Below are 11,793 nucleotides of genomic sequence, written 5' to 3'. Positions count from 1 at the left end.
GACATGAACAACTCTTTCGCGAACACCGCCCGGTTGCTCGGCGCGGGCCTGCGCGCCCTCCTCGTGCTGACCCTGGTCACCGGCGTCCTCTACCCGTTGCTCGTCACCGGCATCGCCCAGGGCCTGTTCAACGACAAGGCCAACGGCTCCGAGATCACGTCGGAGGGCAAGGTCGTCGGCTCGTCCCTGATCGGGCAGGCCTACAACCTGCCCCTGAAGAAGGGCCAGGAGAGCCCGGAGCCGGACCTGAAGTGGTTCCAGGGCCGTCCGCAGAACGGCCTGGGCACCAACAGCGTCAACACCCAGTACAAGCTCATCCTGTCCGGCGCGACCAACCGCTCCGGCGACAACGAAGAGCTCATCCAATGGGTGAAGGACGCCAAGGCCGCCGTGGTCAAGGACAACTCGACCGCCGACTACCGGGTCAAGCCGTCCCAGGTCCCCGCCGACGCGGTCACCTCCTCCGGCTCCGGCCTCGACCCGAACATCTCCCCGGCCTACGCCGACCTCCAGGTCCACCGGGTGGCGGCGAAGAACGGCCTGCCCGTCGCCCAGGTCGACAAGCTCGTCGAGGAGCACACCGAGGGCCGCACCCTCGGCTTCATGGGCGAGCCCCGCGTGAACGTCCTCGAACTCAACATCGCCCTCAAGGAACTCGTGGCGAAGAGCTGATGGCGTGATGCGACCGGCGCGGGAGCCGGCGGCCCGGAGGAGACTCCGCACCGCCGGCTCCCGCCGCCACGAAGCCGGCGGCGGTTTCCACGGCCACATGTACGACATGAAAGGCGCACACCGATGACCCGGGTGCTGGTCGTGGAAGACGACCCTCAGCTGGTACGAGCCCTCGTGATCAACATGCAGGCCCGTCGGTACGGGGTGGACGCGGCCCCCGACGGTGCCACGGCCCTCAGACTGGCGGCGGCCCGGCAGCCCGACGTCGTGATGCTCGACCTCGGACTGCCGGACATGGACGGCGTCGACGTCATCAAGGCCCTGCGCGGCTGGACCCGCGTGCCCATCCTGGTGCTGTCCGCGCGCCGCGCCTCCGACGAGAAGGTCGCCGCCCTCGACGCGGGCGCCGACGACTACATCACCAAGCCGTTCAGCATGGACGAACTGCTGGCCCGGCTGCGCGCCGCCGTCCGCCGCACCGAGGACACCCCGCTCACCGCCGAGACGACGCTCGTCGAGACGGCCGGCTTCACCATCGACCTGCTCGCCAAGAAGGTCGTCCGCGACGGACACGACGTGCGCCTCACCCCCACCGAATGGCATCTGCTGGAAATCCTGGTCACCAGCCCCGGACGGCTCGTCACCCAGAAGCACCTGCTGCAGGAGGTCTGGGGCGTGTCCCGGAGCAACAAGACCAACTATCTGCGGGTCTACATGGCGCAACTGCGCCGCAAGCTGGAGTCGGACCCCTCCCACCCGCGCTATCTGATCACCGAACCCGGCATGGGCTACCGTTTCGAGGGATGACATGGCACGCGGCAAGCTCCGGATCTACCTCGGCGCCGCACCCGGCGTCGGCAAGACCTACGCCATGCTCTCCGAGGCACACCGCCGGATCGAGCGCGGAACCGACTGCGTGGTCGCGTTCGTGGAGCACCACCACCGGCCGCGCACCGAGGTGATGCTGCACGGCCTGGAACAGATACCGCGCAGGGATCTGGAGTACCGCGACACCGTCTTCACCGAGATGGACGTCGACGCGGTCCTGGCCAGGCGCCCCCAGGTGGCGCTGGTGGACGAACTCGCCCACACCAATGTGCCGGGCTCGCGCCACACCAAGCGCTGGCAGGACGTCGAGGACCTGCTCGCAGCCGGGATCGACGTGGTCTCCACCGTCAACATCCAGCATCTGGAGTCCCTCGGGGACGTGGTGGAGTCCATCACGGGCGTACGGCAGCGGGAGACCGTCCCCGACGAGGTCGTCCGGCGCGCCGACCAGGTCGAGCTGGTCGACATGTCGCCGCAGGCGCTGCGCCGCCGTATGGCCCACGGCAACATCTACAAGCCGGACAAGGTCGACGCGGCCCTCTCCAACTACTTCCGGCCCGGCAACCTCACCGCCCTGCGGGAGCTGGCGCTGCTGTGGGTGGCCGACCGCGTCGACGAATACCTCAACGCGTACCGCAGCGAGCACGAGGTCTCGACGATCTGGGGCTCGCGCGAGCGGATCGTGGTCGGCCTCACCGGCGGTCCCGAGGGCCGGACCCTGATCCGCCGCGCGGCCCGGCTGGCCGAGAAGGGCGCGGGAGGCGAGGTCCTCGCGGTCTATGTCTCCCGCAGCGACGGACTCACCTCCGCCTCCCCGAAGGAACTCGCCGTCCAGCGCACCCTCGTCGAGGACCTGGGCGGCACCTTCCACCATGTCGTCGGCGACGACGTCCCCGTGGCGCTGCTGGACTTCTCCCGGGGCGTGAACGCCACCCAGATCGTCCTCGGCGTCTCCCGCCGCAAGGGGTGGCAGTACGTGTTCGGGCCGGGCGTCGGCGCGACGGTGGCCACGGACTCGGGCCCCGACCTCGACGTCCATCTGATCACCCACGACGAGGCGGGCAAGGGCCGCGGACTGCCGGTGCCCCGCAGCGCGCGCCTCGGCCGGTCGCGGATCATCTGGGGCTGGCTGACCGGTGTGGCCGGCCCCGTGCTCCTCACCCTGCTGCTGACCACCATCAGCGTGGACCTGGGCCTGCCCAACGACATGCTGCTGTTCCTCACGGTGACGGTGGCGGCGGCCCTGGTCGGCGGCCTCTACCCGGCGTTGGCCTCGGCGGCCTTCGGCTCGCTGCTGCTGAACTACTACTTCACCCCGCCGCTGCACGAACTGACCGTCGCCGACCCCAAGAACATCGTCGCCATCGTCATCTTCGTCCTCGTCGGAGTGTCCGTGGCGTCCGTGGTCGACCTCGCCGCCCGCCGCACCCACCAAGCGGCCCGGCTGCGCGCGGAGTCCGAGATCCTCTCGTTCCTCGCGGGCAACGTGCTGCGCGGCGAGACCGGCCTGGAGGAACTGCTGGAACGGGTCCGTGAGACCTTCGCCATGGAGTCCGTCGCCCTGCTGGAGCGGGCGGGCGACGTGGCGCCGTGGACCTGCGCCGGAAGCGTGGGTCCACGGCCGTGCGAGAACCCCGAGGGCGCGGACGTCGACGTACCGGTCGGTGACCACATGGCGCTGGCGCTGACCGGCCGCGTCCTGCCGGCCGAGGACCGCCGGGTGCTCGCCGCGTTCGCCGCCCAGGCCGCCGTCGTCCTGGACCGCCAGCGTCTCCAGCACGAGGCCGACCAGGCCAAGGAACTGGCCGAGGGCAACCGCATCCGCACCGCGCTGCTGGCGGCCGTGAGCCACGACCTGCGCACACCGCTCGCCGGCATCAAGGTGTCGGTGTCCTCCCTGCGGTCGCACGACGTGGCCTGGTCGGAGGAGGACCAGGCCGAACTCCTGGAGGCGATCGAGGAGGGCGCCGACCGCCTCGACCTCCTCGTCGGCAACCTCCTCGACATGTCCCGCCTCCAGACCGGCACCGTCACCCCGATCGTCCGCGAGGCCGACCTCGACGAGGTGGTGCCGATGGCCCTGGGCGGCGTCCCGGAGGACAGCGTGGAGCTGAACATCCCCGAGACGCTGCCCATGGTCCAGGTGGACAAGGGACTGCTGGAGCGGTCCGTCGCCAACGTCGTCGAGAACGCCGTCAAGTACAGCCCCCCGGGCACGCCCGTGCTGGTGAAGGCGAGCGCGATCGCCGACCGGGTGGAGGTCCGGGTGATCGACCGCGGTCCCGGCGTCCCCGACGAGGCCAAGGACCGCATCTTCGAACCCTTCCAGCGCTACGGCGACTCACCGCGCGGCAGCGGGGTCGGCCTCGGCCTCGCGGTCGCCCGCGGCTTCGCCGAGGCCATGGGAGGCACCATCGACGCCGAGGACACCCCCGGCGGGGGCCTCACCATGGTCCTCAGCCTGCCGACGGCACCGGCACGCCCGGCAGCCGCCTCGCCTCCCCGTTCGACGGCTTCGCGCGTTCCCGGACTCTGACGGCCCGTGCGACAGTCCATGGTTTCCTGAATTCAGGAAAGGCTGTACTGTCGCAGGGTGCTGACCGTCGCTTCCGACATCGAGGTGCTGGCCCGCTTCGGCCGCGCGCTCGCCGACCCGATCCGCTGCCGCGTCCTGCTCGCCCTGCGCGAGGCCCCGGCCTATCCCGCCGAACTCGCCGACACCCTCGGCATCTCCCGCACCCGGCTGTCCAACCACCTCGCCTGCCTGCGCGACTGCGGCCTCGCCGTCGCCGTGCCCGACGGCCGCCGCACCCGCTACGAGCTGGCCGACGTACGCCTGGCCCACGCCCTGGACGACCTGCGCACCGCCGTCTTGGCCGTCGAGACCGACCGCACCTGCGTCGACGCCGACGCCCAGGGGTGCTGCTGATGACCGCGCTCTCCCTCGGCCCCACCCCGGCACGCCGTGATGTGCTCGCCCGCCGGATACGCCTGCTCGTGGCCGCCACCATCGGCTACAACGTCGTCGAGGCGGTCGTCGCCCTCACCGCCGGCACGCTCGCCTCCTCCACCGCGCTGATCGGCTTCGGACTGGACTCGGTCATCGAGGTCTCCTCGGCCGCCGCCGTCGCCTGGCAGTTCTCCGCCCGCGACCACGCCGTACGCCAGGCCCGCGAGCGGACCACCCTGCGCATCATCGGCGTCTCGTTCCTCGTGCTCGCCGCCTACGTCGCCGTGGACTCCGTCCGCGCCCTCACCGGCACCGGTGAGGCCGAACGGTCCGTCCCCGGCATCGTCATCGCCGCGCTCTCACTGGCGGTCATGCCGTTCCTGTCCGCCGCTCAGCGCAGGGCAGGCCGCGAACTCGGCTCGGCGAGCGCCGTGGCCGACTCCAAACAGACCTTGCTGTGCACCTATCTCTCCGCCGTGCTCCTGGCCGGCCTGGTCCTCAACGCCGCCCTCGGCTGGTCATGGGCCGACCCCGTCGCCGCCCTCGCCATCGCCGCCATCGCGGTCAGGGAAGGGCTCGACGCCTGGCAGGGCAAGGGCTGTTGCGCGCCCTCGGCCGCCGAAGTGAAGGCCGCCGACGCGAAGGCGGGCGACGCCTGTGGTTGCGGCCCCGGCCGCGCCTGCTGCGACTGACCGTCCCCGTACCCCGAGCAAGCCTGGCTCCCCGGGCGGCGCGCTACACCTCGATCTGCGAGCCCATGATGACCGTACGGTCGCGGGGCAGGCCGAAGTACTCGGCGGCGTCGGCCGTGATGTAGGAGGTGGCGACGAACAGCCGCTTGCGCCAGGGCGCCATCGTCGGGGCCTTCCCGCGCCGGATCTCGATCTTCGACAGGAAATAGGACGCCTGGTCGAGATGCAACGGCCCCTCGGTGTCGGCCGGATCGAGCAGGGCCAGCGTGCCCGGCACATCCGGCGTCTCCATGTAGCCGAACCGGGCGGTGACATGGATGATCCCGTCGTCGGCGTACCCGAGGTCGTCCACGGCGACCCGCCGGTCGGCCTGAACGCGGGGCACGGGCTCGGTCTTGATGGACAGGATCACGACATGGTCGTGCCGCACCCGGTTGTGCTCGACGTTGGCCACCATCGCCAGAGGCGCGGTCTCCTTCCCCCGGTTCAGGAAGACGGCCGTGCCGGGCGCCCGGACCGTCGGCTCGTCCCCCGAGCGGAGGCGTTCGATGAACTCGGGCAGCGGGCCCTCCTGGCGCGCCCGTTCCGCGGTGACGAGCTGCCGGCCGCGTTGCCAGGTCGTCATGACGGTGAACGCGGTGAGACCGATCAGCAGCGGCAGCCACGCGCCGTGCACGAGCTTGGTCATGTTGGCCGCCACGAACAGCAGGTCCACGAAGAGGAGCACGCCCGCGCCGATGCCGAGCAGCCACCGGGGTGTACCCCACTTGGCGCGGGCGACGTAGAAGAACAGCAGGGTGGTGATGGTGATGGTGCCGGTGACCGCCATGCCGAAGGCGTAGGCCAGTGCCTCGGAGGCCCGGAAGGCGAAGACCAGGGTGAGGACCGAGACCATCAGGAGCCAGTTGATCCAGGGGACGTAGATCTGGCCGATGGTGGATTCGGAGGTGTGTGCGATGCGCAGCCTCGGCAGATAGCCGAGCTGGGCCGCCTGGGAGGCGACCGAGTACGCCCCGGTGATCACCGCCTGGGAGGCGATCACGGTCGCCGCCGTGGCGAGCACGACCATCGGCCAGCGTCCCCAGTCGGGCACGAGCAGGAAGAACGGGCTGCTGATGTTGTCCGGGTCGTCGAGGATCAGGGCGCCCTGGCCCATGTAGCTCAGCACGCACGCGGGCAGCACGAGGAACAGCCAGCCCCGGGTGATCGCCCGGCGGCCGAAGTGCCCCATGTCGGCGTAGAGCGCCTCGGCGCCGGTGACCGCGAGGACGATCGCGGCCAGCGCGAAGAAGGCCGTACCCCAGTGGCCGAACAGGAAGCCCAGCGCGTACGTCGGCGACAGGGCCTTGAGGATGTCCGGGTGGTCGGTGATGCCGACGACGCCGCAGGCGCCGATGGCCACGAACCAGATGATCATGACCGGGCCGAACACCCGGCCCACGGCCGCGGTTCCCCTGCGCTGCACCAGGAAGAGGAGCACGATGATCACCGCGGTGATGGGCACGACCGCGTCTTCCAAGGACGGCTGGACGACCTTGAGGCCCTCGACCGCGGACAGCACCGAGATCGCCGGTGTGATCATGCTGTCGCCGAAGAACAGCGACGCACCGAAGATGCCGAGCGCGGCCAGTGCGGCGGCGGCCCGGCGCCCACGCTGTGAACTCCACCGCCGCAGCAGGGTGATCAGCGCCATGATGCCGCCCTCGCCGTCGTTGTCGGCGCGCATCGCCAGCAGCACATAGGTGACCGTGACGATGATCATCACCGACCAGAAGACCAGGGACACCACCCCGTAGACGTTGTCCGTGCTGACCGGCACCGGGTGCGGGTCGCTCGGATTGAACACCGTCTGCAGGGTGTAGATCGGGCTGGTCCCGATGTCGCCGAAGACCACTCCGAGAGCACCGATGACCACCGCGAGCCGCACCGTGTCGTGCGTGGCCGCCCGCCGGTCCTCCAGTGCCGGCGACGGGGACCCGTCGTCCGACGCGTTTCCCTGCCGGCGATCGGCCATGGCGCTCCTCCTCGTGCGGGCGGCTGAGCCGCGGACCCGGGGCATCGGGGCGGACGATACCCACCCCCCGGCACAACCGTGGGTAGGGGCGCCTCGTCGTTTCGCGCGGCGCGGGGCGGCGACGACTGGAGGCCTGGGCGCGGCGTGGCCGAGTCGGTGACCGGAGACTCGCCGGTCGACCTTCAGCCGTTGTCGCGTGACAATACTTGCCGGAATCAAGTCCGGGGCCGGCCTGGCCATACGATGAGACCTTCGTAGGCGGCCGGTGGGGGAACGCCGTGGGCGTTCGGGGAGAGGCAGAGCATGGACAAGGCGGGTACCGCGATCCAGGATCCGAGCGTAGTGCCGGGGGAGCCGGAGCTACGGCGGTTGCTGGCCGGGCTGACGGCGGTACGCGACGGCGACTTCGGCACCCGGCTGCCGGAGGAGGCCGGCGGCCTGCTCGGCGAGATCGCGTCCGTGTTCAACGGCATGGTCGACCAGCTCTCGCTCTTCACCTCCGAAGTGACCCGAGTGGCCCGAGAGGTCGGTACCGAGGGCACGCTGGGCGGCCAGGCGCAGGTCCCCGGGGTCTCCGGAACCTGGGCCGACCTCACCGACTCCGTCAACGCCATGGCCGGCAACCTGACCACCCAGGTGCGTGACATCGCCCAGGTGGCCACCGCCGTCGCCAAGGGCGACCTGTCCCAGAAGATCGACGTCGACGCGCGCGGCGAGATCCTGGAGTTGAAGAACACCATCAACACGATGGTGGATCAGCTCTCGGCGTTCGCGGACGAGGTGACGCGTGTGGCGCGGGAGGTGGGTACGGAGGGTCGGCTCGGTGGTCAGGCGGACGTCAAGGGTGTGCGGGGCACCTGGCGGGATCTGACCGACTCGGTGAACTTCATGGCGGGGAACCTCACCGGTCAGGTCCGCTCCATCGCCCAGGTGGCCACCGCCGTCGCCAAGGGCGACCTGTCCCAGAAGATCACCGTCGATGCCCGGGGCGAGATCCTGGAGTTGAAGAACACCATCAACACGATGGTGGATCAGCTCTCGGCGTTCGCGGACGAGGTGACGCGTGTGGCGCGGGAGGTGGGTACGGAGGGTCGGCTCGGCGGCCAGGCCGACGTCAAGGGCGTGCGGGGCACCTGGCGTGACCTGACCGACTCGGTGAACTTCATGGCGGACAACCTCACCGCCCAGGTCCGCTCCATCGCCGAGGTGACCACCGCCGTGGCGCAGGGCGACCTGTCGCAGAAGATCCGTGTGGACGCGCGGGGCGAGATCCTGAAGCTGAAGGAGACCATCAACACGATGGTCGACCAACTGTCGTCCTTCGCCGACGAGGTCACCAGGGTCTCCCGTGAGGTGGGCACCGAGGGCAACCTCGGCGGCCAGGCCACCGTGCGCGGGGTGTCGGGCACCTGGAAGGACCTCACCGACAACGTCAACGTGATGGCCTCCAACCTGACCGGGCAGGTCCGCTCCATCGCCCAGGTGGCCACGGCCGTGGCCCGCGGCGACCTGTCGCAGAAGATCACCGTGGAGGCCAAGGGCGAGGTCGCCGCACTGGCGGGCACGATCAACACCATGGTCGACACCCTGTCCGCCTTCGCGGACGAGGTGACCCGCGTGGCCCGCGAGGTCGGCACCGAGGGACGCCTCGGCGGCCAGGCCCATGTCCCCAACGTCGCCGGGACGTGGAAGGACCTCACCGATAACGTCAACTCGATGGCGAACAACCTGACCGGGCAGGTCCGCAACATCGCGCTGGTGACCACGGCCGTCGCCAACGGCGACCTGTCCAAGAAGATCGACGTCGACGCCCGCGGCGAGATCCTGGAACTCAAGACCACCATCAACACCATGGTCGACCAGCTCTCGTCGTTCGCCGCCGAGGTCACCCGCGTGGCCCGGGAGGTGGGCAGCGAGGGCCGGCTCGGCGGCCAGGCCGAGGTCGAGGGCGTCTCGGGCACCTGGAAGCGGCTCACCGAGAACGTGAACGAGCTGGCCGGCAACCTGACCCGGCAGGTCCGGGCGATCGCCGAGGTGGCCAGCGCCGTCGCCGAGGGCGACCTCACCCGGTCGATCACGGTGGACGCCTCCGGCGAGGTGGCCGAACTCAAGGACAACATCAACGCGATGGTGGAGTCCCTCCGCGACACGACCCAGGCCAACCAGGAACAGGACTGGCTGAAGTCCAACCTGGCCGGGGTGTCCTCCCTCATGCAGGGACACCGGGACCTGGACATCGTCGCCGAACTCATCATGGACGAGCTGACACCGCTGGTCTCCGCGCAGTACGGGGCGTTCTACCTGGCCGAGGAGACCGGCACCGGCGTGGAACTGCGGCTCATCGGCTCCTACGGCTACCCCGCCGACAGCGACCGCCTGGAGCGCATCCCCCTCGGGCACACCCTGATCGGCCAGGCGGCCCGCAGCCGCCGCACCATCACCGTGGACGAGGTCCCCGCCGACTACGTGACCATCTCGTCCGGGCTCGGCAGGACGACACCGGCCTCGCTGACGGTGCTGCCCCTCACCGTCGAGGAACAGGTCCTCGGCGTCATCGAGCTGGCCTCGGTCACCCGGTTCACCCAGATCCACCAGGACTTCCTGGAGCAGCTCAGGGAGACCATCGGCGTCAACGTCAACACCATCCTCGCCAACGCCCGCACCGACGAACTGCTCGGCGAGTCCCAGCGACTGGCCGAGGAACTGCGCGTCCGCTCCGACGAGTTGCAGGCAGGCCAGGGCGAGCTGCAGCGCTCCAACGCGGAGCTGGAGGAGAAGGCCACCCTGCTGGCCACGCAGAACCGGGACATCGAGGCGAAGAACCTGCAGATCGAGCAGGCCCGCCAGGAGCTGGAGGACCGCGCCAAGCAACTGTCGCTGGCCTCGAAGTACAAGTCGGAGTTCCTGGCCAACATGAGCCACGAACTGCGCACCCCGCTCAACAGCCTGCTCATCCTCGCCCAGCTCCTCGCGCAGAACCCCTCCCGGAACCTGACGCCGAAGCAGGTCGAGTACGCGGGCATCATCCACTCCGCCGGCTCCGACCTGCTGCAGCTCATCAGCGACATCCTCGACCTGTCGAAGGTCGAGGCGGGCAAGATGGACATCGCCCCCGAACGCGTGCCGCTGCGCCGCCTCCTGGACTACGTCGAGGCCACCTTCCGGCCGATGACCACCCAGAAGGGCCTGACCTTCGCCATCACCAGGGCCCCGGGCGCGCCCGCCGACCTGGTCACGGACGACGCGCGGCTGCGCCAGGTGCTGCGCAATCTGCTGTCCAACGCGGTGAAGTTCACCGAGCGGGGCGGCGTCGAACTGCACATCGAGCCGGCCGCCGACGACGACGTACCCGAGATCGTGCACCGCGGCGGGCCCGTGGTGGCCTTCCGCGTCGAGGACACGGGCATCGGCATCCCCGAGCAGCAGCTGGAGACCATCTTCGGCGCCTTCCAGCAGGCGGACGGCACCATGAGCCGCAAGTACGGGGGCACCGGCCTCGGCCTGTCCATCACCCGGGAGATCGCCCATCTGCTGGGCGGCGCGGTGACCGTGGACAGCAACCCCGGACAGGGCAGCACCTTCACGCTCTACCTTCCGGTGGCGCGCGCCGACTTCGAGGACCTCTCCGCAGTGCCTCGGCCCGACGGGACGCAGGAAGACGACAGCGCCGTCGGTCCGGCCGAAGGACAGCGCCCGGGGACGGCTCTCGCGCTGCCGGTACCGCACACGCGGCGGCTGCTGATCGTCGAGGAGCGGGTGCGCGGGCTGCTCTCCGTGGTCGCCGAGAGCGCCGTCGCCGACCTGGACCACAGCCGTGCGGCGCGGGATCAGCACGACGCCGTGGAGATCGTCACCGCCATGGACGCCCAGGAGGCGGCCTCCGCCCTGGCCGCCGGGCCGTGCCACTGCGTCGTCCTCAGCATGGATCTGCCCGACGGCGAGGGCCCGCGGCTGCTGGAAGCCGTGGACGGCGACGCCGCGCTGGCCACCGTCCCGGTCCTGGTCCACAACAACCACCGTCCGAGCGCGGCCCAGGAGGCCGACCTGCAGGCCCGGGCCGACAACCGCCCCCTGGAGGTGCTGTCGAGCCTGGACGAGCTGAAGGAACGGATCACCCTGCATCTGTCGGCCGAGCAGCCCGGCGACGTGGTGCCGCTCGTACGGATGGAGGAGAGTCTGGGCACGGCCCCCGAGGTCGACATCACCCTGGCGGGACAGACGGTGCTCGTCGTCGACGACGACGCCCGCAACCTGTTCGCCCTCAGCGGCATCCTCGAACTCCACGGCCTGCGGGTGCTGCACGCGGAGAACGGCCGCAAGAGCATCGACATCCTCACCGCGCACCCCGAGATCCGGCTCGTGCTGATGGACGTGATGATGCCGGAGATGGACGGGTACGCCGCGACCGCCGAGATCAGGAAGATGCCCGAGTACCGGGGCCTGCCGATCGTCGCGGTCACCGCCAAGGCCATGCCGGGCGACCGGGAGAAGAGCCTGGCGGCCGGCGCCAGCGACTACGTGACCAAGCCCGTCGACGCCAACGACCTCATCGCCTGCGTGCGGCACTGGCTGTCCGCGTGACGCCGAAACCCACCGACATCACGACGCCTCCCACACGGTGTGCGGGTCAGAAGGAG

At 70.3% G+C, this 11,793-nt stretch carries 7 protein-coding genes; 6 read left to right on the top strand and 1 reads right to left on the bottom strand.

The genetic code is table 11. The features are described 5' to 3' along the window. The first annotated feature begins 3 nt into the window (after nucleotides 1–3). From KJK29_RS00800 to KJK29_RS00780, 5 genes are all read left to right on the top strand, one after another. Nucleotides 4–672 carry a potassium-transporting ATPase subunit C gene (locus KJK29_RS00800; protein ID WP_215116635.1) on the top strand — a complete coding sequence of 223 codons (669 nt, stop codon included), beginning with the start codon at nucleotides 4–6 and terminating at the stop codon, nucleotides 670–672. A gap of 123 nt (nucleotides 673–795) precedes the next feature. Further along, complete coding sequence (locus tag KJK29_RS00795; protein ID WP_215116634.1) at nucleotides 796–1,479, top strand: response regulator; 684 nt, start codon at nucleotides 796–798, stop codon at nucleotides 1,477–1,479. A 1-nt stretch (nucleotide 1,480) separates the two neighbouring features. Continuing rightward, nucleotides 1,481–4,036, top strand: coding sequence for a sensor histidine kinase (locus tag KJK29_RS00790; protein WP_215116633.1), 2,556 nt, complete (start codon nucleotides 1,481–1,483; stop codon nucleotides 4,034–4,036). Nucleotides 4,037–4,093: 57 nt separating this feature from the next. Then, nucleotides 4,094–4,429, top strand: a complete 336-nt coding sequence (locus KJK29_RS00785) for an ArsR/SmtB family transcription factor (RefSeq protein WP_215116632.1) — start codon at nucleotides 4,094–4,096, stop codon at nucleotides 4,427–4,429. Next, complete coding sequence (locus tag KJK29_RS00780; RefSeq protein ID WP_215116631.1) at nucleotides 4,429–5,142, top strand: cation transporter; 714 nt, start codon at nucleotides 4,429–4,431, stop codon at nucleotides 5,140–5,142. Before KJK29_RS00785 ends, KJK29_RS00780 begins: the two co-directional genes overlap by 1 nt. A 43-nt stretch (nucleotides 5,143–5,185) precedes the next feature. Here the strand turns inward: KJK29_RS00780 and KJK29_RS00775 are convergent, their stop codons facing one another. Next, nucleotides 5,186–7,156: a potassium transporter Kup gene (locus tag KJK29_RS00775; protein ID WP_215116630.1), complete on the bottom strand. Its 1,971-nt coding sequence runs from the start codon at nucleotides 7,154–7,156 to the stop codon at nucleotides 5,186–5,188. A gap of 303 nt (nucleotides 7,157–7,459) precedes the next feature. On the opposite strand from KJK29_RS00775, the gene KJK29_RS00770 reads away from it, so the two are divergent. Then, nucleotides 7,460–11,737, top strand: coding sequence for a HAMP domain-containing protein (locus KJK29_RS00770; protein WP_215116629.1), 4,278 nt, complete (start codon nucleotides 7,460–7,462; stop codon nucleotides 11,735–11,737). Nucleotides 11,738–11,793: the final 56 nt, after the last annotated feature.

It is taken from the genome of Streptomyces koelreuteriae, assembly GCF_018604545.1.
Taxonomy (GTDB): Bacteria; Actinomycetota; Actinomycetes; order Streptomycetales; family Streptomycetaceae; genus Streptomyces; species Streptomyces koelreuteriae.
This window is presented reverse-complemented; position numbering and strand designations above follow the sequence as displayed.